Source organism: Lichenicoccus roseus (genome assembly GCF_005844085.1).
Lineage (GTDB): Bacteria > Pseudomonadota > Alphaproteobacteria > Acetobacterales > Acetobacteraceae > Lichenicoccus > Lichenicoccus roseus.
In genome coordinates, this window is sequence record NZ_VCDI01000002.1 from 427933 (window position 1) to 447237 (window position 19305).

A 19305-nucleotide genomic window follows, 5' to 3' on the forward strand; every position below is an offset into this window, starting at 1 on the left:
AACGCCGATGCAACCGATCGACAGCGACGTTCCCACCAAGGCCGTGCCGACGGCCGCTTCCGGCGTATCGACTTCCAGCGCGGCCACGGCAGAGGCGCCGTTCGGCGGTGCCGGATTGTCGGCGCGACAGGTCCGGCTGCGCTCCACCCTGCAGGCCGCCGGCATGCTGCCGGTGCTGATCCTGCTCGCCATCGGCTTCCATCTGTTCGGCGGTCACCGCTTCCTGACCGGGCAGAACCTGTCCATCGTGGCGCAGCAGGCCTCGATCAACTGCGTGCTCGCGGCCGGAATGACCTTCGTGATCCTGACCGGCGGCATCGACCTGTCGGTGGGCTCCATCCTGGCGGCCTCCGCGATGGGCGCGCTGATCGCCTCGCTGTGGTCGATCGGCGGCGGCTTCGCGGTCCCGGTGTGCCTGCTGATCGGCCTGGTGATCGGCGGCCTCAACGGCGGGCTGATCGCCTACGGAAAACTTCCGCCCTTCATCGTGACACTCGGTTCGCTCACCGCGGTGCGCGGCCTTGCGCGCCTGATGGGTGCCGACAACACCATCTTCAATCCGAACCTGTCCTATGCCTGGATCGGCAACGACGGGCTGACGATATTCCCCGGCGTTGCGATCCCGTGGCTTGCGATCATCGCCGTCGCGGTGATCCTGGTGTCCTGGTACGTGCTCAAGCGCACCGTGCTCGGCGTGCGCATCTACGCGGTCGGCGGCAACCCGGCGGCGGCGAGGCTGTCGGGCATCAACGTGCCGCTCATCCTGATGTTCGTCTATTCGCTGTCCGGCCTGCTTGCCGGCCTCGGCGGCGTGATGTCGTCGGCGCGGCTGTATGCGGCGAACGGATTGCAGCTCGGCCAGTCCTACGAACTCGACGCCATCGCCGCGGTCATTCTCGGCGGCACCTCGTTCGTCGGCGGCATCGGCTCGATCTGGGGCACGCTGATCGGCGCGCTGATCATCGCTGTGCTATCGAACGGATTGATCCTGCTCGGCGTCTCCGACATCTGGCAGTTCATCGTCAAGGGGCTGGTGATCATCGGCGCCGTGGCCCTGGACCGGTTCCGCCAGCAGGGTGGCGCGCGCACCTGAACCCGCCGGGACCGACTTGCGACCTTCACTCCACGAAAAATCTCCAAGGAACACAGACATGTCCCGGACCCTTCTGCTCGCGGCGGCTGCCACTCTCGGCCTGGCAGCCGCGCAGCCTGCCATGGCGGCCAAGCTCGAGAGCGTCGGCGTTACGCTCGGCTCGCTCGGCAATCCTTATTTCGTCGCCATGACCAAGGGCATCACCGCGGAGGCCAAGTCGCTCAACCCGGACGCGCGCGTGGTCGCGGTCTCGGCCGACTACGACCTCAACAAGCAGTTCACCCAGATCGACAACTTCATCGCCTCGGGCGTGCAGGTGATCGTGTTGAACGCGGTCGATCCGAACGCCATCCTGCCGGCGATCAAGCGCGCGCAGAAGGCCGGCATCGTGGTGGTCGCCGCCGACGTGGCCGCCACCGGCGCCGATGCCACGGTAATGACCGACAACGTCGCCGCCGGCCGTCTGTCCTGCGAGGAGCTGCTGAAGGACATCGGCGGCAAGGGCAACGTCATCATCCAGAACGGTCCGCAGGTCTCCTCGGTCACCGACCGGGTGAAAGGCTGCAAGGAGGCGCTGGCGAAGGCGCCCGACGTGAAGCTGCTGTCGGCTGACCAGGACGGCAAGGGCTCGCGCGAGGGCGGCATGGCGGTGATGCAGGGCTACCTGATCCGCTACCCGGACATCGCCGGTGAGTTCGCAATCAACGACCCGCAGGCGATCGGCTCCAGCCTGGCGGCGAAGCAGACCCATCGCGACAGCATCGTCATCACGTCGGTTGATGGGGCGCCGGATATCGTCCAGGCAATCCAGGCCGGTGGACTGGTGAAGGCATCCGCCTCGCAGGATCCGTATACGATGGGAAGCCTTGCGCTGAAGACGGCGGTGGGGATCATGGACGGCCATCCGCCGGCCGAGAAGGTGACGCTGATGGCGCCCAAGCTGGTCAACGCGCAGACGGTGGCAAGCTACACCGGCTGGACCCAGCACTAAAACTGCGAAACCGGCGCCTCGTGTTGACGAGGCGCCGGAGTTGGAGTTGGGACCTACCGCGATCCGAGCATCGCGACGGCGACGGTCGGGACGATCAGCAGGAACATGCACAGGACGATCAGCATGGAAGTCACCTCGCTCGCAGGGTTGCCACCACAGGCGGCTCGTGGTGGGGAGACCAGAAGCTAACTTCCGACACCCGGTGACGGTTGCATTTGCCGAACAAGTCCGTCTCTCGTGTGCTTGCCGGGCTGCTGCGTCTGGCGGCCTCGGATATCGATGATGCGCGCCTGCTGCTGCAGCGGGGCCGCATGCGCAATGCCGGCACCCTGAGCGGCGCGGCGGCAAGCCGGTTGCTGCAGGCGGTGCAGACGGCCGGATCAGGTCGTTGGGACCCGACCGCATTGCCCTCGGCGAAGGCCCTGGACACCAGCAATCCATACCGCGCGCGACTGCTCGCGATGGCGGACGCAGCTCCTCCGACGGCGCCGCAACGGGATGGCGGCCCGGCGCCGACGCCCGGACGGTCCGCGGTGCAGGCCCGCATCGACGAGATCGGCAGCCTGCTGGACGATCTGGTGAGTTTGTTCGCGGTGGATCTGCGCGGCGACGAGCCCGCCGGACGCATCTCCCTGCTGCTGCCGCCGCCGCCGCCTGCAGAGGCCCACGCGCCCGCCACGATAGCGCCCAGTCGCTGGACACCCGATCCGGCACCGGAGCCCGAGCCCATCCCCGCGACACCCATCACACGTCCCACCATCAGCGTGGCGCAGCAAGCCAGCAGCGGATCCTCGGCGTCCTTCTGGGCGCTGATGGACAAGTGGCAGGTCGCAGATCTCGACGCCCTCGACCTGCTCGGCCACGCCGGCGGCCTGACGAAAAAGGGCACCCGTCCACGCTTCCGGCTCAGCCCGCCCGAGGCCGCCCGGCTGGCCGGCCTGCACGAACTGGATGACCGCCTGGGCATGCTCCAGATCAGCGCAAGGGAGTGGTTGCGCAAGCCGCTCGAAGCGGCGCCGTTCGATGGCAGCACCCCGTTTGCCCTGATGCAGCAGGAGCGCGCCACCGGCCTCGATACGCTTCGCCGCACCGTCGTCCGGCTCGGCATGCAGGCCTCGCTCGGCAGCCGCTAGCCGCGAACCGGCATCGGCTCAGGCCGCATCCACCAGCACGATCTCGGCATCCTCGACGCCCTGGATCTCGATCCGCTCGCTGCCGGTGATCGCCACGCCGTCACGGGTCGCGATCGTGGTGCCTTCGATCGTGACGGAGCCACGCGCCGCCACCAGATAGACATGCCGGGCCGGATCGATGTCGAGCGTGACGGTCTCGCCGGCCTTCACCGTCGCACCCATGACGCGGGCGCTGGCACGGATCGGCAGCGCGTCGGCGTCGTCCGCGAAGCCGCTCGCCAGCGTCACGAAGCGGCCGGAGCGGTCGGTCTTCGGGAACGGCCTGGCACCCCAGGACGGCGCGCCGCCGCGTCCATCAGGCAGGATCCAGATCTGGAAGATGCGGGTGGTCGCATCCTCCATGTTGTATTCGGCATGGCGCACGCCGGACCCGGCCGACATCACCTGCACGTCGCCGGCCTCGGTGCGTCCCTTGTTGCCCAGGTTGTCCTGGTGGGTGATGGCGCCGTCGCGGACGTAGGTGATGATTTCCATGTCGGAATGCGGATGCGGCGGGAATCCCGATTGCGGCGCGATCTCGTCGTCGTTCCACACCCGTATGGCGCCCCAGCCCATCCGCTTGGGGTCGTTGTAGCTCGCGAACGAGAAATGATGCTTCGCCTTGAGCCAGCCATGGTCGGCGCCGCCCAGGCTGGTGAACGGCCGGTGTTCGAGCATTGGAAAATCCTCCTCGTTGGATGCAGGGCGAACATGGGGCTCGACCGGCATGAAGAATATGGAAACAATGGCAACGCATCGTTTCCATTCGTGAGGTTTGCCGGTGCTGCCTGATTTCGAGGCCTGGGCGATCTTCGCCCGGATTGCCGCTACCGGCTCGTTTGCCGCCACCGCCCGCGAGTTGCAGCTCTCCACCGCCACGGTGTCGAAGGCGTTGCAGCGGCTGGAGACGCGGCTCGGCGAGCGGCTGGTGCACCGGACCTCGCGGCAGGTGACGCTGACCGAGGCCGGCCATGCACTGGTTGCACGCGCCGCCCGCATCCTGGCCGAGGGCGAGGCGGCGGAGACGCAGGCCCATGCCGGGGCTTCCGCCCCGCGCGGCCGGGTGCGGCTGGGGGCGCCGATGTCGTTCGGCCTGCGTCACGTGGCGCCGGCGCTGCCGGACTTCCTGTCGCGCTATTCCGAGATGTCGATCGACCTGCAGCTCGACGACCGGGTGGTGGATCTCGTCGCCGGCGGTGTCGATATCGCGCTGCGCATCGGCAGGCTGCCGGACTCCAGCCTGCTGGCGCGACGCCTGTGCCCGGTGCGGCGCTGGGTGGTGGGAGCACCCGCCTATCTCGCCCGTCACGGCACGCCGCTGCATCCGGATGACCTGCGCCGGCATGCCTGCCTCGGCTACAGCTACCTCGCCAGCGGGGAGACCTGGCATTTTACCGGCCGCGATGGCGAGCAGGTGGCGGTGCAGGTCGGCGGACCGCTCACCGCGACCAACGCGGACGCGCTCGCCCATGCCGCCGAGGCCGGCCACGGCCTGGCGCTGCAGCCGGATTTCCTGGCGTGGGAGGCGGTGCGGGACGGCAGGCTGGTCATCGTGCTGCCCGACTGGTCGGCGCCCGAGGCATCGCTCAATCTCGTGACGCTGCCGGGTGGCCCGCGCCCGCCGCGCATCGTCGTGCTGCTCGATTTCCTGGCGCAGCGTTTCGCGCCGGGTGCGGTGGTCTGGTCGCGCACCCTGTCGTGATCCCGGTTCGGCCCGACCCGACATTGCGTGCCGGCCGGGCAGGGCGGACAACCTGCTTCCCCACACGAGGAGATCGCCATGCCGCGTATCGTACGCTTCCATGAGACCGGTGGACCCGAGGTCCTGCGCATCGAGGAGCAGCCCCGCCGCGAGCCCCGCGAAGGCGAGGTCCGCATCAAGGTCCGCGCCATCGGATTGAACCGGGCGGAGGCGATGTTCCGCCTCGGCCAGTATCTGGAGACCCCGTCCCTGCCGTCGACGCTGGGCTACGAGGCGTCCGGCATCGTGGATGCGGTCGGCCCCGGTGTCGACGGCTTCAGGCCGGGGCAGGCGGTGAGCACCATCCCGGCCTTCTCGATGATGCAGTACGGCATGTATGGCGACGAGGTGATCGCTCCGGTGCATGCCGTGGTGGCGAACCCGGACCATCTGGGCTTCAACGAGGCCGCAGCGTCCTGGATGCAGTACCTGACCGCCTGGGGCGCCCTGGTGGATCTCGCCCACGTGCACACCGGCGACTTCGTGCTGATCCCGGCCGCGACCAGCAGCGTCGGCCTCGCCGCGATCCAGATCAGCCTCGCCGCCGGCGCCAGGCCGATCGCCCTGACCCGCAGCGGCGCCAAGCAGGCGGCCCTCGAGCGCGCGGCGCCCGGGGTGCCGGTGATACGCACCGGCGAGCAGGACCTCGTCGCCGAGGTGCAGCGGCTGACCGACGGGAAGGGTGCGCGTATCGGTTTCGACCCGGTCGGCGGCCCGACCGTCGAGAAGCTGGCGAACGCGCTGTCGGAAGGCGGCATCCTGTTCGAGTATGGCGCACTCAGCCCGGAGCCGACGCCGTTCCCGCTGTTCGCGGCACTCGGCAAGGGCCTGACGATACGCGGCTACACCCTGTTCGAGATCAGCCGTGATCCAGCGCGGCTGCAAGCCGGCAAGAGCTACGTGCTGGAGGGGCTCGCCTCCGGCCGGCTGAAGCCGGTGATCGCGCGGACGTTCCCGCTCGAGCAGATCGTGGAGGCGCACCGCTTCCTCGAATCCAACGAACAGGTCGGCAAGATCGTGGTGACGGTCGGCGATTAAGGAGGCAATCCCCCTCCTGTCACATTGAGGACCGGACTAGCGCACGGCCATCACGCCTGAAAATAGTATTGCGAGCGGAACAAGTTGGATCGATAACTCGAAGCCAGTCCGGATCTCGCATGCTTGAATTCGTCGTCGGTGTAGTCCTGTTCGCCACACTGGTCGTGCTTTGGTTGCACGCCGGTGTATTCGGCGCCGTCCTTGCCTCTGGAGCGGCCTTGTTCGCCGCTCTGGTGGTGGCCGCCGTCACCGTTCGGGGTGGCGAGGGACTAGTTCACGCTAGAGGTTTCGCTGTCACCCTGACGGTCGGTCTGGCGTTGGCCTGGGTACCGTATATTCGTGGGCGAGGGTGGCCTCGGACCAAGACCACGGTGACGGGACAGGCCGAGGAGCAGCTACGGGATCCCTGACGTCCGGGGCGGAATATACACGCCGCTGCCGATAGGGCCTGCCCGGACCGACATGCTTCGATCATGGTCGAGACCTCACCCCTCCGGCACCCAATACAGCAGCCGGCGCAGCAGCCGGTCGACCAGGGTCCAGAGCAGCACCGTCATCAGCGCCAGCACGAACAGGGCGGCGAACATCACGTCGGTCTCGATGCGTGCGTTGGCGTTCAGCATCACGTAGCCGAGCCCCGCCGAGGCGCCGACCCATTCGCCGATCACCGCGCCGATCGGGGCGATCGCGGTGGCGATGCGCAATCCGGCACCGAACGCGGGCATCGCCGCCGGCAGCCGGACATGGCGCAGGATGGCCAGCGGCGAGGCGCCCATGGTGCGGGCGAGGTCGAGCCAGCCGGGCGCGGTGCGCCGCAACCCGTCGGCGAAGGCGGCGGTGACCGGGAAGAAGATCACCAGCACCGCCATCACCACCTTGGACGCGATGCCGAAGCCGAACCACAGCACCAGCAGCGGGGCGAGGGCGAACACCGGCACCGCCTGGCTGAGCAGCAGCAGCGGCATCAGCCAGCGCTCCAGGCGTGGCGAGAACACCATCGCCAGCGCACCCGTCGCGCCGAGCCCGGTGCCGATCAGCAGGCCGAGCACGGTCTCGGTCAGGGTGGTCAGCGTGCTCCACGCCAGCAGGTCGCGCTGGTGCCAGAGCGCCGTCGCCACCGAGCCGGGGTCGGGCAGCAGGAAAGCCGGGATGCCGCTGCTCCGGCTGACCCCCCACCACACCGCCAGCAGGCCGGCGAGGGTGAGCAGCGGGCGGACCGCGACGGCGAGCTTCGGCATCACGCTGCGGCGCCAAGGGTGCGCAGCAGGCTCGCCATGGTCCGCAGCACCTCGGCATCGTCGGCCGGGCGGGGGATCGCGCCGGGCAGGACGACGGGTTCGCCAGGCGTTGCCGGCGCTCCCGACAGCACCACCAGCCGCTCGCCGAGCCGGCAGGCCTCCAGCGGGTCGTGCGTGATCATCAGCACGGTGCGACCGGCGAGCAGGGTGGCCGCCAGGTCCTGCACGCGGCCACGGGTGATGCTGTCGAGCGCCGAGAACGGCTCGTCCATCAGTACGATCGGACGATCCTCGTAGAGCGTGCGGGCGATCGCGGCGCGCTGCCGCATGCCGCCCGACAGCTCGGCCGGCAGCGACCCGGCACGGTCCGCCAGCCCGACCCGCCCGAGCAGGTCCAGGGCACGCGCGCGGTCCGGCCGCTCATGGCGCAGCCGGGCGCCGAGGGTGACGTTGTCGATCGCCGAGAGCCAGGGATACAGCAGGTCGCGCTGCCCCATCCAGGCAATGCGGCCGGCGACCGGCAGACCGTCCGTGGCCACGATGCGCCCTGCATCGGGGGCGGCAAGACCGGCGGCGACGCGCAGCAGGCTGCTCTTGCCGACGCCGCTGGCCCCCAGCATGACGGTATATTGCCCGGCCGGCACCGTCAGGGCGAGGTTGTCGAACAGGGTCTGCGAGCCGTAGCGCAGGGTGAGACCGCTGATTTCGAGACCGGGCGGACGATCGTCCGATCTCACGTGTCGAGAAACGGCATCAATCGCGCAAGCACCGCGTCGGGCTGCTCCTCCTGCAGCAGATGGCCGCAGGGCAGCGCGGTGCCGGTGACCAGGCTGGGCGAGGCAGCCTTGTCGCGCCAGGTCTGCAGCACGTCGTACAGCGCGCCGACGGTACCCTTGCTTCCCCAAAGCGCCAGCAGCGGCGCGGCGATGCGGTGTCCGGCGGCGTCGTCGGCGCGGTCATGCTCGAGATCGATGCCGGCGGCGGCACGATAATCCTCGCACATCGCGTGGATCGCGCCGGGTGCCGTGTAGCAACGCAGATATTCCGCCGCCACCGCCGCCACCGGCACGCCCTCGGTCCTGCTCTGCCGCCGCAACTGGCAGTCCAGGAAGAAAGCCGCCTGCGCCTCGATCAGGCGTTCCGGCAAAGGTGCTGGCTGGGTCAGGAAGAACCAGTGGAAGTACGCCTGGGCGAAGGCGAAGTCGGTACGGTCGTACATGGTCAGCGTCGGCGCGATATCGAGCACGGCGAGGCGCGCGACCGCACCCGGATGGTCGAGCGCCATGCGATGCGCCACACGGCCGCCGCGATCGTGTCCGACGACGGCGAAGCGTTCGTGCCCGAGGGCGCGCATCACCGCCACCATGTCGGCCGCCATCGCACGCTTCGAATAGGGGGCATGATCCGGCGTGCTGTCCGGCTTGCCGCTGTCGCCGTAGCCGCGCAGGTCGGCCACCACCACCCGGCGCGCTGCAGCAAGGCGAGGGGCGACGGCATTCCAGGTGGCGCCGCTCTGCGGATAGCCATGCAGCAGCAGCACCGGAGCACCACCCCCTGCGCTGCGGGCATGGATCGTAACGCCGGTCGCGGTCTCGATGCGATGGGTGGCGAAGCCCGGGAAGAACTCCGGCATCGACCTGGCGGGCTTCGTGTCCGGTGGGTTCTTCATGCGAACACCTCGTAGGGCACCCAGTCGCGGGTGCCGTGCTCGAACCAGGCGGTCATCCGGCTGCCGTCCCAGCGATAGCGGAACTGCCGTGACTGCAGCACCGGCAGCGTCACGCAGTTCGGCCAGAACATTCCGGCCGCAAAACCCGTCTGGCTGCGCACGCTCGGATATACCACACCGTCGAGATCCTGGTCACGCAGCCTGCGGCCGAGCTTCTGTCCCGCGCTCCAGTCGTCCGGCGCAAGGGTGTGTTCCGGATCCGACTTGCGCAGATCGTGTACATTGCCGGAGATGGCGCAGGTGAGCTCGCGGAAATCGGCGTCCGCGGCGGGCTCGCCGGTTGCGCGCATGAATTCCTCGAAATGGTAGGCGGTCTCGGCCAGCGCCACCTCGAAACGGTCGCCGCAATACCAGACGCCGAAGCTGCCGTCCGAGAAGCGGCTCGGACGCAGCGTCGAGGCATGGGTGAAGGCTCCCATCACCAAAGTCGCGGTAGCGCCGCCGACCCGGCGATGCACCGGCACCAGGGCAAGGTTGCCGATCTCGTCGCGCAGCCGCGGATTGCTGCGGGCCTCGGCTCGCGCGATCCTGTCCCAGTCGGCGGGGTCGGCGATGTCCTCGAACAGATGCACCGTCGGATAGACGGTGCGTATGATGCGATGCGATTTCTTCCAGCGCAGGCGCAAGGTTCCGGCGTCCGGCTACCAGCCGGCCCGTTCCGCATCGAGATAGCCGCGTATGGCGGCGACATCGGTCGGCGCGCCCTGCAGCATGCGGTCGAGGGCGGAACGGCCCCCGAAGGCAGGGCTCGGCTTGCGTATCCAGTCGTAGCCGCGCTGCGGATCGGTGAACAGGTAGCGCAACGCCTTGTGGATACCCATCAGGTCGCCGAGACGGCAGACGGTGTCGTGCGGGATGCTGGCGATGTCGCCGGCCTTCCAGCGCTGGAACGTTCGCTCGCTGGGCGAACCAAGCAATCGGCGGCTCTGCTGTGCATCGAGTTGCCAGCGCGTGAACAGGTTGAAGGAAGCGCGCAGCATGGCCGCGGCCTCTTCCTGGCTGACCGGATCGGCGTAGTGGGCCGAGCCCGGGGCCGTGGAACCCATGGAAGCAGGGTCGGTCTGCCGTACGATTGCGGGCGGTTGCATGGCGACGTTGATCCTGAGAGTCGAGTACTATAGGGATGCCGTCAATTGACTTCAAGACGATCCGCCGCCGCCGATTGGCGCGATGGATGGCCACCCGGCTACAGCTTGGGGCGATACGATACGAGAGGCTGCAGTCGCGCCGATGTCCGTTGCCGTCCTGCTGGCCTCGCTGGCGCTCCTGGTTGCGGTTGCGACCCTCGTCGTTGGCTTCCTGGTGCTGCGCGCGCTGCACGATCCCGCCCCGCGCGAGGAGGCCGACATGCTGCACCGGCTCGGCGTGCTGGCGGAACGCGAGCAGGCGGCGCGCGTGGCGGATGCCGAGCGCACCGCGATCCGCCTTGGCGAGATCGAGCGCATCCTGGTCGGCCGCATCGAGCAGAACCGCAACGACGTCAGCGAGCGGCTCGGCACGCTGACCACGATGATGGCGCGCGAGCAGGGCGAGGCGCGGGTGGCGATGGCGAACGGCCTGCGCGAGATGTCCGAGCAGTCGGCGCGACGGCTTGCCGCCATCCAGTCCTCGGTCAACGAACAGCTGCATGCCGCCGTCGAGAAGCAGATGCAGACCAGTTTCCAGCGCGTGCTGGAGCAGTTCGGCGCGGTGCAGAAGGCGATGGGCGAGGTGGCGGCGATGACCGCCCAGATCGGCGACCTCAAGCGGCTGTTCTCCAACGTCAAGACTCGCGGCGGCTGGGGCGAGGCGCAGCTGCGCGCCATCCTCGACGACGTGCTGCCGACCGGCGCCTACGAGAGCAACTGCAAGCTCAGCGCGGGCAGCTCCGAGGTGGTGGAGTTCGCGGTGCGCATGCCGATGCGTGGCGGTGGCCCCGGTGCGGTCCGGCCGCTGCTGGCCATCGACAGCAAGTTCCCGACCGAGGCCTACGAGCGGCTGCTGCAGGCGGTCGAGCAGGTCGATGCCGATGGCGAACGCACCGCGCGGCGTGCGCTGGAGCAGATGGTGCGCCTCGAGGCGCGCAAGATCGCCTCGAAATACATCGTGCCGCCGATCACCGTGGAGTTCGCGGTGCTGTACCTGCCGACCGACGGGCTGTATGCCGAGATTGCCCGCGTGCCCGGCCTGATCGACGAGATCGGCCGCACCCAGCGCGTGATGATCATGGGCCCGAGCCTGATCCCGGCGCTGCTGCGCACCATCCACCTGGGCTACGTGACGCTGGCGCTGGAGGAGAAGACCGAGATCATCAGCCAGCTGCTCGGCGCCACGCGGCAGGAGATGGTCAAGATGGATGGTGTACTCGAGAAGCTCGGGCGCAACGCGTCGGCGATGTCGAGCTCGATCGAGGAGGCGCGCCGGCGCACCCGCGTGGTAGCGCGCAAGCTGCGCGGCATCGAGGCGCCGGATGCGGCGGAGGCGGCGTCGCTGCTCGATCTCCCGTTCGATGCGCTGGAGGCCGACGCGGTTGCCGGGGCAGGGTCGGAGCCCTGACACCGGGGTGCGGGCCGGCGGGGATCCTCAGGGGGCCGCACCGATCCAGTTGCCGTGGAAGCCGGACGGAACCCGCTGCGGCAGGCGGACGCTGGCGACCGGCCCGCGCCCGACCTCGCGCGCGTCCAGCACGACCAGGTCGCTGGCGGCCTCGCGAGCCCGCCAGGCCACCGCCAGCACCCAGCCGTCGCCTTCCTCCTGGCCGCGCGCCACGAACACCGGTTCCGAGACCGCGTCGCCATCCGGAACGCTCCAGAGCCGGCGTGCCCCGCTGACGTCGTCGCGATGCGCCACCGCGTCGAGCGCATGCCCATCCGTGCTCGCCGCCATCCAGCCGTGCCGCGTGCGCCGTCCGGCGAAGCGGTCGTCGATGCGCGGGAACTCGGCGCCGATCTCGTCGAGGACCTCGACACGCAGTTGATCGGAGGCGGGATCGATGGTCCAGCGCGACAGTCGCCCGCCCTGGCCGGCCGGCGGGGCATGGCCGTCCGCCCTCGGAAACAGCGGTGGCGCCGCGTGCTCGATCAGGTCGGCGACGACGTTCTGCCCCTCCTCCCAGGCGTTCATGACGTGGAACACGAAGCCGGTCTCGGCACGCACCCAGCGCAGGCTGTCGACGCCCGCATCGCGGCGCATGATCCCGGCATGCGTGCCGTACTCCGGCTCCCACAGGTACGGCGGCGCACCGGCCTGTTGCCGCGCCAGGCTCGCGGTGAGCGGCATGATCGGGAACACGATGCTCGAGGGCGTCACGATGAAGTCGTGCACCATGCTGGCAAAGGGTGCGGCGAAGCGTTCGAGCCGGGCCAGTCGTCCCGACCGGTCGACCACGCCCCATAGCAGACCAGCGCCGCGCGGCGCGTCCGCGTGGTAGCCGAAGAAGATCATCTCGCCGGTGGCCGGATCGATCTTCGGATGCGCCGTGAATGGTCCGTCCAGCGCACCGCCGAAGCTGCAGCTTGCGACGGTGGCAAGCGTGCCGGGATCGATCTGGATCGGGAGATGCTGTTCCTCGAGGGCAAGCAGCCTGCCGGCATGGAGGACGACATGGGTGTTGGCGGCGCCGGCCGCGAAGGTCCGCCCGGATCCGTCTGCGCCGGCCCAGCCGCCGTCCAGGGCACGGCCGGCGGCGCGCTCGGCCAGGAACCTGGGCGTGCGGATCCAGCGATTGCTGTACGACGCGGCGCCTGCATGCAGGCGGATGGCGTGCAGCATGCCGTCGCCGGTGAACCAGTGCGCGCCCGGGTGATCGGTCGGGAACTGCGGGTTGGGACCGTTGCGCAGCAAGGCGCCGCACAGATCGCGCGGCAGTTCGCCTTCGACGTGCAGCGCCGCCACGTCCCGTTCGATGGAGACCGGCGCGAGATTGCCGTCATGAAGATCGACCATTGTTCGAACTCCAATCCAGACAGTGTCAGGATGCGGAGCCGGACGGGGCTCGTCAAGCTTGAACTTTCCAGTGTAAGGATGCGGATGCCCAGGCCTTATCACCATGGTTCGTTGCATGGCGCCTTGCTGGAGGCGGCCGAGCGCATCCTGCGGCGCGACGGCATCGGCGCGTTGACGCTGCGGTCGGTGGCGCGCGAGGCTGGCGTCTCGCATGCGTCGCCGGCGCACCATTTCCGGGACTTCGCGGAGCTGCTCAGCGCGTTGGCCGCCGTCGGTTTCACACGGCTGCGCGACCGCATGGCAGCGGAGGCCGCGACCGTCCGGCGGGGTGGCGGCGCGCGGCGGCGCGGCCTGGGGCGCGGCTACGTTGCCTTCGCCCGCGAGAACCCGAACCTGTTTCTGCTGATGTTCCGCTCCGACCAGCTCGACCGCATGCATGCAGGACTGGTGGCGGCGCGTGAGGCGGCGTTCGCTCTGCTGGCCGGCGAGAACCCCGACACCACCCGGCTTCTCGCCGCGACCGCGCGGTGGTCGCTGGTGCACGGCTTGTCGCTGCTGGCCATCGACGGGCGCCTGCAGTCGATCGCATCGCGCACGGCCCTGAGCGACGAGCAGATCCTGGATGCGGTGCTGTCGGCCGATGCCGGGCGACGTCCGGCCCCGGCCCCCGCACCGACCTGGTGATGCGCGCCCGAACGACACCGGAAACCTCCAGCCGGCCATCGCAGGTCATGCGATAGTCGAGGCTGTTGTTGCGGAGCGTCCCGATGCCCGACCAGGTCCAGCCTTCCGTCATCGCCCCATCCTTCATCGTGTTCGACGTCAACGAAACCCTGCTGGACCTGTCGGGGCTGGAACCGCTGTTCGTGCGGCTGTTCGGCGAGGCGCGCGCGCTGCAGGACTGGTTCAACCAGCTGCTGCTCTACGCGCAGTCGGTGACGCTCGCCGGTCTCTACGTGGCGTTCCCGCAGCTTGGCGCCGGCACGCTGCGCATGCTGGGCGAGACGCGCGGGATCGCCATCGAGACATCCGACCTCAACGAGCTGCGCGCGCGGATGCGCGACCTGGCGCCGCACGACGACGTGGTGCCGGCGCTGCAACGGCTGCGCGGGGCCGGCCTGCGGCTGGTGACGCTCAGCAACTCGGCCCCCGATCCGCAGGGCGGCCCGCTGGAGCGCAGCGGCCTGGACGTCCATTTCGAGCGCATGTTCAGCGTCGATGCGGTGCATCGCTACAAGCCGGCGCCGGAGACGTATCGCCATGTCGCCGCGGCGCTCGATGTCGCTCCGGGCGAGCTATGCCTGGTGGCGGCGCATGGCTGGGACACCATCGGCGCCCAGGCTGCCGGCTGGATGGCCGCGCTGGTGCAGCGTCCGGGTCATGCGGCGCTCAGGCTGCCGGGCGTGCCGCAGCCGGAGATCGTGTCGAACGGCCTGTCAGGAGTGGCGGACCAGATCATCCGGCGCCGACTTTGAGGGATGTTCCTCGCGGGCGTGCTGCCGCGCCCTGAACACGGCGATCTTGCCGTCCTGGTCGCGCACCAGCCAGTAGACCACGCCGAGCGACAGGACGGCGGCGGCGATCGCGAACAGCTCCAGCGCATTGACGGTGCCGAGATCGAGCACGATGAATTTCCGCACCGTCGCCAGCATGCCGATCAGGATGATCGAGCGTGCCCGCACCACGCTTTCCGGGCCGCCCGCGGTCACCAGCGAGTGCTTGAATTCGAGGCCGATGACCACCGTGAAGAACATGCCGAAGACGCGCTGGAAGGTCCCCGGGTCGGCCGGGTTGAGCCGGTCGTCGATCACCAGCAGGATCACCGCGGCAATCAGGTGATAGGTCGAGAGCGCAACCAGGACGACGACCGCCGCCGTCAGCACAAGCACGATGGCGTGCTCGAAGCGATCGTAGAGCGAGTTTTCCATCCCTGAACCGGCCACGGCAGAGTGTCCCACCTCTAGTCTTGTCGCACTGGTAGACGCGATGCCACACGCTGTCACGTCGGCGCAACGACGGATCAGCGCTGGAGGATCATGACGCCCGGATCGCCGCGGGTCTCCCAGCCGGTCCGCTCGAGCTCCGGCACGTCGTCCTCGGCGGCGGGGTAGCCCATGCAGAGATAGGCGACGAAGCGCCACGACGCCGGCACGTCCAGTGCCGCGGTCATCGCCCCGGCATCGAGGATCGACACCCAGCCGAGGCCGACACCCTCCGCGCGCGCCGCCAGCCAGAGCGTGTGGATCGCCATCACCGCCGAGTAGGCGAGCGTCTCCGGCATGCTCTGCCGTCCCAGACCACCGCCCTGCACCGGATCGGCCTCGCAGAACACCGCAAGCTGCCACGGCGCGCGGTCGAGCCCGGCCAGCTTGAGACTGGCATAGAGGGCCGAGCGGCCGGCCTGCACCGACTGCAGGGCCTGCCGGTTGCTGGCAACGAAATTGTCCCGCACCGCGGCGCGCCGCGACGGGTCGTCCACCATCACCAGCCGCCACGGCTCGCTCAGCCCCACCGAGGGCGCCAGCGCGCAGCTCTCGATCAGCCGGGAGCGCAGGCCGGCGGGCGGGGGGTCGGTGCGGAAGTGCCTGACGTCGCGTCGCCAGCGGAACAGCGTGTGCAGGTGCCCGCGGAATGCGTCGTCGAACTCCGGGGATACGAGCGGGGTCAGCGGCATGGGTGGAACCAAGGCGGCTTTGCAGGCCCGGTCAAGCAGCCGCAAGCAGGGCGAGCGGCATCGCGGTCACGAGCAGCTGCAGCGCGCAGGCGCGGCGGTAGAGCACCAGGGCGCGCCGCAGGTCGGCCAGGCTCGCCGGCCGGTCGCCGTCGCCGATCCAGGGATCGTCCACCCGCCCGCTGGCATAGTCGCGCGGGCCGGCGAGCCGGAGGCCGAGGCTGGCGGCCATCGCGGCTTCCGGCCAGCCGGCGTTCGGCGAACGATGCAGCCGGGCGTCGCGCCGGACGATGCGCCAGCAGCGGGCCAGCCGCCGTGGCGACGCCAGCGCGATCCAGGCGGCGGCCAGCCGGGAGGCCGGCAGGTTCACCCAGTCGTCCAGCCGTGCCGAAGCCCAGCCAAAGGCGCGATGCCGTTCGCTCAGATGACCGATCATGCTGTCGGCGGTGTTGATCGCCTTGTAGGCGGCGATGCCGGGCAGGCCGAGCAGGGCGCACCACAGCAGCGGGGCGGTCACCCCGTCGGAGAAGTTCTCGGCCAGGCTCTCGATGGCGGCGCGGATCACCGCCGGCTCGTCGAGGCTGGCCGGGTCGCGTCCGACGATGTGCGAAACCGCCGCGCGCCCGCCTTGCAGCCCCTCCGCCTGCAACGCGTCGGCGACCGCGCACACATGGCTGTACAGGCTGCGCTGCGCCAGCAGGCTGCTGGTGACGAGGCCGCACAGCAGGATGCCGGCCGTGCGGGGCAGCAGGTCCAGCGCGAGTGCCTGCAGCAGGCCGCCGGCCAGGGCCGTGGCGCCCGCGACCAGCAGCAGGGCAAGCACGCCGTTGAGCCGTCGCCGGGCTTGCGGCAAGTTCTCCCGGTTCAGGCTGCGATCCAGCCAGCCGATCAGGGCGCCGATCCACACCACCGGATGGCGCCACAGCCGGAACAGCGGCGGCGGATAGCCAAGGATGCCTTCGATCACCAGTCCGGCCAGCGCAATTCCCAACCCGGTCGTCACCATGCCTGCACCCGCCATCGCCGCGGGCATCGCACATGGCGGCCGGTTGATCGAGGCACGCCGGCGCTTCCCTTCCGCGCCACAGCCGTTCCTCGATCTCTCGACCGGGATCAACCCGCACCCCTATCCGCTCGCTCCGATCGATCCCGCACGGCTGGCCCGGCTGCCGGAGCCCGAGGAGCTGTCGCGGCTGCAGGCGGTGGCGGCCCGGGCCTATGGGGTCGCGGACCCGGACATGGTGGTGGCGACGCCCGGCACGCAGATCGCCATCAGCCTGCTACCGCATCTGCTCGGCTGCAGCCGCGCGGTCATCCTCTCGCCGACCTATGCCGAGCACGCGGCCGCCTGGCGCCATGCCGGCCGGCCGGTCGAGGCGGCGGCCGGACTGGAAGCGTTCGAGCGCGGCGCGATGCTGCCCGGCACCGCGGCGGTGCTGTGCAATCCGAACAATCCGGATGGCGCCCGGTCCGATCGGGTGCGGCTGCTCGCCCTGGCCGCCGGGCTGGCCCGGCAGGGCGGCGTGCTGATCTGCGACGAGGCATTCCTCGACCTGGAACCCGACATGGCGAGCCTCGGCACAGCGCTGCCGCATCCCGGGCTGCTGGTGCTGCGCTCGTTCGGCAAGACCTACGGGCTGGCCGGGATCAGGCTCGGCTTCGTGCTGGCCTCGCCCGGCCTCGCGGGGCGGCTGCGCAGCGCCTTCGGCCCCTGGGCGATCGGCGGCCTCGCCATCGAGGCCGGTTGCGCCGCGCTGGCGGACGAAGCATGGCGCGCCGGCATGGCCGAGCGACTGCTTGGGGACGGCGCGGAACTCGACCGGCTGCTGCTTCGATACGGATGGCGTTCCCGCGGCGGCACGGCATTGTTTCGCCTCTACCAGGTGCGGCAGGCAACGCGGCTGTATGCGCATTTGGGCGAGGCAGGAGTGCTGGTACGCAGGTTCGAACACCAACCGGACCTGCTGCGGTTGGGACTGCCTGGCGATTCCGGAGGGTGGGCTCGTCTCGAGGGGGCTTTGGCCACCGCTGCGCTGTCTTAATCAGGCCTAACGTGCGACGGTCGAAACGCGCTACCGGGCCGGATCGACCCGCCGACTCCACACCACGTTCGAACGGACCAGCCCGATGCCAGAGAGCAGCACCACTCATCTCAGCCAGGCCGACCTGATGGCCATACGCGATGCCGTGCCGGGCCTGGACCTGCTGGGCATCCGGTCGCTGAACCGTGCCGGCTACCGCATCGTGCGCAACGAGGGTGCCCGATCAGGCGAGATCGCGTCGAGCCAGGGTCGCGACGGCTTTGCCACCGACGAGACAAGGGCACGCTGAAGGATCGGCTGCGGCCGGACGATCTACCGCGACGTCGCGCGGCGGTAGAAGCCGGCGGCCCAGCCGCTCTCGCAGTAGCGCGGATCCGTCGAGGCCGCCGGATCGCGTCCCGGCGGTGAGCAGGACCGCGCCTGGTCGGACAGGTCGGCAGCCCAGGGCTGCGGCCAGACCGCAAGGGCGTGGCGATGGTCGAGTTGCCAGGCCCGTACCTCTGCCGGCCACGACGGGCCCTGGGCAAACGCCGGAAACGGCTTCGTGTAGTGCAGGGCGCCGGTGCACAGCATCAGCAGGCAGAGCGCGGCATGGACCGGCCGACCCGGCGATCGCTCGCGCATCGCGAGTGCGATCAACCCGAGGCCAAGCAGCACCAGCGGCAGGAAATCGTAGCGCTCGGCAGCGAGGTCGAACGGCGCGAAGCTGTTGAGCATGATCATGCCGAAGCCGAACGAGGCGGACGCGATCGACGGGCAGGCCAGCACCAGCCAGACCGCGCCGTCGTTCCGCCGCGCCGCCTGCACGGCGAGCAGGCCGAACAGGGCCACGGCAGACGCCGCCGGGATCCACCAGCCATGGCCGCCTGAGATTTCCGACTGCCAGAGCAGGTAGCCGATCACCCGCGCGACCGGCATGCCGAGGGCTGGCAGCGCGAGCAGCCGGACGAACAGCGTCGCCGCCAGCGTGCCGGGATCGAGAAGATGGCCGCGCAGCGGGCTCGGGCCATAGAACAGCAGCATCTGGATGGCAGCGCCGACGGCGAGCGCCGCCAGCTGCCCCAGCCGCCGCCTGTCGCGATCGAGCAGCGCGCGCAGGGCGAACAGCGGCAGCAGGACGATGGAAACCGGCCCGCACAGCGGCGCCAGCAGCAGCAACGCGCCATACGCGCCCTGCACGATCCGCCGGCGCGGCGCATCCAGGGCCAGGATCAGCGCCGCGCAGAGTGCCAGGTGGAACTGGATGTGCAGGACGTTGAGGAACACCTCCTCGGTGGAGGGTGCGATCGCGATCATCAGCAGCGATCCGATCACCGCGAGGCGGGAACGCAGCCAGCTTGCCGTGCCGGTAAGGATCAGCACCGCCGGCATCATCTGCACCGCGAGCGCCATCGTCATGGTGAGATAGGGCGCACGCTCCAGCGGGACCGCGCCCGCCTTCACCAGCGACGCCACCAGCAGCGTGGTGGCGTTGGCGGCGAGGTTCCAGTAGCCGGCGAAGGGACGCAGCAGCGCGTCCAGCCACGGCCGATGCCAGGCGTAGGCGAGGAAGACCGTGGCCTCCTCGTCCTGGAACCGACCGTGCGCCCAGGTGTGCGGCAGACGCAGCGCGACCAGCAACGCGAAGCCGGCCAGCAGCAGCCAGCGCTGCCACCTGCTGAACATC

Annotated in this window: 22 protein-coding genes; 11 read left to right on the top strand and 11 right to left on the bottom strand. The window is 69.8% G+C overall.

All coding sequences use genetic code 11. The annotated features are described in order from the left end of the window. The first annotated feature begins 7 nt into the window (after positions 1-7). From FE263_RS07305 to FE263_RS07315, 3 genes are all read left to right on the top strand, one after another. Positions 8-1093 (top strand): ABC transporter permease subunit, encoded by a 1086-nt coding sequence (locus FE263_RS07305; RefSeq protein WP_138325299.1) that lies wholly within the window; start codon positions 8-10, stop codon positions 1091-1093. 58 nt (positions 1094-1151) lie between these two features. Further along, entirely contained in the window at positions 1152-2084 is a 933-nt protein-coding gene (locus FE263_RS07310) for an ABC transporter substrate-binding protein (protein WP_138325300.1), read from the top strand. 215 nt (positions 2085-2299) lie between these two features. Beyond that, positions 2300-3217, top strand: a complete 918-nt coding sequence (locus tag FE263_RS07315) for a hypothetical protein (protein ID WP_138325301.1) — start codon at positions 2300-2302, stop codon at positions 3215-3217. Positions 3218-3235: 18 nt separating this feature from the next. On the opposite strand, the gene FE263_RS07320 is transcribed toward FE263_RS07315, so the two are convergent. Then, on the bottom strand, positions 3236-3934 hold the full coding sequence (locus FE263_RS07320) for a pirin family protein (RefSeq protein ID WP_138325302.1): 699 nt from the start codon (positions 3932-3934) through the stop codon (positions 3236-3238). Between the two features lie 103 nt (positions 3935-4037). Between FE263_RS07320 and FE263_RS07325 the strand changes: the two genes are divergently transcribed. The 3 genes from FE263_RS07325 to FE263_RS07335 all read left to right on the top strand — a co-directional run bounded on the left by FE263_RS07325 (position 4038) and on the right by FE263_RS07335 (position 6445). Beyond that, the gene (locus tag FE263_RS07325; RefSeq protein ID WP_240759142.1) at positions 4038-4958 is read left to right on the top strand and encodes a LysR family transcriptional regulator; all 921 of its coding nucleotides are present in this window, start codon (positions 4038-4040) and stop codon (positions 4956-4958) included. A 78-nt stretch (positions 4959-5036) separates the two neighbouring features. Next, on the top strand, positions 5037-6035 hold the full coding sequence (locus FE263_RS07330; protein WP_138325304.1) for a zinc-dependent alcohol dehydrogenase family protein: 999 nt from the start codon (positions 5037-5039) through the stop codon (positions 6033-6035). Positions 6036-6154: 119 nt separating this feature from the next. Next, positions 6155-6445 carry a hypothetical protein gene (locus FE263_RS07335; protein ID WP_138325305.1) on the top strand — a complete coding sequence of 97 codons (291 nt, stop codon included), beginning with the start codon at positions 6155-6157 and terminating at the stop codon, positions 6443-6445. A gap of 75 nt (positions 6446-6520) precedes the next feature. Here the strand turns inward: FE263_RS07335 and FE263_RS07340 are convergent, their stop codons facing one another. From FE263_RS07340 to FE263_RS07360, 5 genes are read right to left on the bottom strand one after another with little or no spacing between them, the layout of a single operon-like run. Beyond that, the gene (locus tag FE263_RS07340; RefSeq protein WP_138325306.1) at positions 6521-7273 is read right to left on the bottom strand and encodes an ABC transporter permease; all 753 of its coding nucleotides are present in this window, start codon (positions 7271-7273) and stop codon (positions 6521-6523) included. Further along, the gene (locus FE263_RS07345; RefSeq protein WP_138325307.1) at positions 7273-8010 is read right to left on the bottom strand and encodes an ABC transporter ATP-binding protein; all 738 of its coding nucleotides are present in this window, start codon (positions 8008-8010) and stop codon (positions 7273-7275) included. The genes FE263_RS07340 and FE263_RS07345 overlap by 1 nt, the downstream gene beginning before the upstream one ends. Continuing rightward, positions 8007-8942, bottom strand: coding sequence for an alpha/beta fold hydrolase (locus tag FE263_RS07350; protein ID WP_240759143.1), 936 nt, complete (start codon positions 8940-8942; stop codon positions 8007-8009). Before FE263_RS07350 ends, FE263_RS07345 begins: the two co-directional genes overlap by 4 nt. Beyond that, positions 8939-9628 carry an RES family NAD+ phosphorylase gene (locus FE263_RS07355; protein WP_138325308.1) on the bottom strand — a complete coding sequence of 230 codons (690 nt, stop codon included), beginning with the start codon at positions 9626-9628 and terminating at the stop codon, positions 8939-8941. The genes FE263_RS07350 and FE263_RS07355 overlap by 4 nt, the downstream gene beginning before the upstream one ends. A gap of 15 nt (positions 9629-9643) precedes the next feature. Beyond that, entirely contained in the window at positions 9644-10090 is a 447-nt protein-coding gene (locus FE263_RS07360) for an MbcA/ParS/Xre antitoxin family protein (RefSeq protein WP_240759144.1), read from the bottom strand. A gap of 142 nt (positions 10091-10232) precedes the next feature. Here FE263_RS07360 and FE263_RS07365 point away from each other — a divergent pair, with 142 nt between their 5' ends. Beyond that, the gene (locus FE263_RS07365; protein WP_138325309.1) at positions 10233-11537 is read left to right on the top strand and encodes a DNA recombination protein RmuC; all 1305 of its coding nucleotides are present in this window, start codon (positions 10233-10235) and stop codon (positions 11535-11537) included. A 27-nt stretch (positions 11538-11564) separates the two neighbouring features. Here the strand turns inward: FE263_RS07365 and FE263_RS07370 are convergent, their stop codons facing one another. Next, entirely contained in the window at positions 11565-12926 is a 1362-nt protein-coding gene (locus FE263_RS07370; protein WP_138325310.1) for a carotenoid oxygenase family protein, read from the bottom strand. A gap of 84 nt (positions 12927-13010) precedes the next feature. On the opposite strand from FE263_RS07370, the gene FE263_RS07375 reads away from it, so the two are divergent. Next, positions 13011-13610, top strand: a complete 600-nt coding sequence (locus tag FE263_RS07375) for a TetR/AcrR family transcriptional regulator (RefSeq protein WP_171033989.1) — start codon at positions 13011-13013, stop codon at positions 13608-13610. 83 nt (positions 13611-13693) lie between these two features. Then, positions 13694-14401, top strand: coding sequence for a haloacid dehalogenase type II (locus FE263_RS07380; protein WP_138325312.1), 708 nt, complete (start codon positions 13694-13696; stop codon positions 14399-14401). On the opposite strand, the gene FE263_RS07385 is transcribed toward FE263_RS07380, so the two are convergent. From FE263_RS07385 to cbiB, 3 genes are all read right to left on the bottom strand, one after another. Beyond that, a complete protein-coding gene (locus tag FE263_RS07385) occupies positions 14363-14869 on the bottom strand; it encodes a phosphate-starvation-inducible PsiE family protein (RefSeq protein WP_240759145.1) in 507 nt (168 codons plus the stop codon). The two genes, FE263_RS07380 and FE263_RS07385, sit on opposite strands and share 39 nt — an antisense overlap. 77 nt (positions 14870-14946) lie before the next feature. Continuing rightward, entirely contained in the window at positions 14947-15600 is a 654-nt protein-coding gene (gene bluB / locus FE263_RS07390; RefSeq protein WP_138325313.1) for a 5,6-dimethylbenzimidazole synthase, read from the bottom strand. A gap of 31 nt (positions 15601-15631) precedes the next feature. Further along, positions 15632-16603, bottom strand: coding sequence for an adenosylcobinamide-phosphate synthase CbiB (cbiB, locus tag FE263_RS07395; protein WP_138325698.1), 972 nt, complete (start codon positions 16601-16603; stop codon positions 15632-15634). Between cbiB and cobD the strand changes: the two genes are divergently transcribed. After that, positions 16551-17639, top strand: coding sequence for a threonine-phosphate decarboxylase CobD (cobD, locus tag FE263_RS07400; RefSeq protein WP_240759150.1), 1089 nt, complete (start codon positions 16551-16553; stop codon positions 17637-17639). The genes cbiB and cobD overlap by 53 nt on opposite strands. Before the next feature lie 85 nt (positions 17640-17724). Next, positions 17725-17928 (top strand): hypothetical protein, encoded by a 204-nt coding sequence (locus FE263_RS07405; RefSeq protein WP_138325315.1) that lies wholly within the window; start codon positions 17725-17727, stop codon positions 17926-17928. Positions 17929-17951: 23 nt separating this feature from the next. Here FE263_RS07405 and FE263_RS07410 read toward each other — a convergent pair whose 3' ends face one another. Then, entirely contained in the window at positions 17952-19304 is a 1353-nt protein-coding gene (locus FE263_RS07410; RefSeq protein WP_138325316.1) for a hypothetical protein, read from the bottom strand. Between the last annotated feature and the right edge of the window lies 1 nt (position 19305).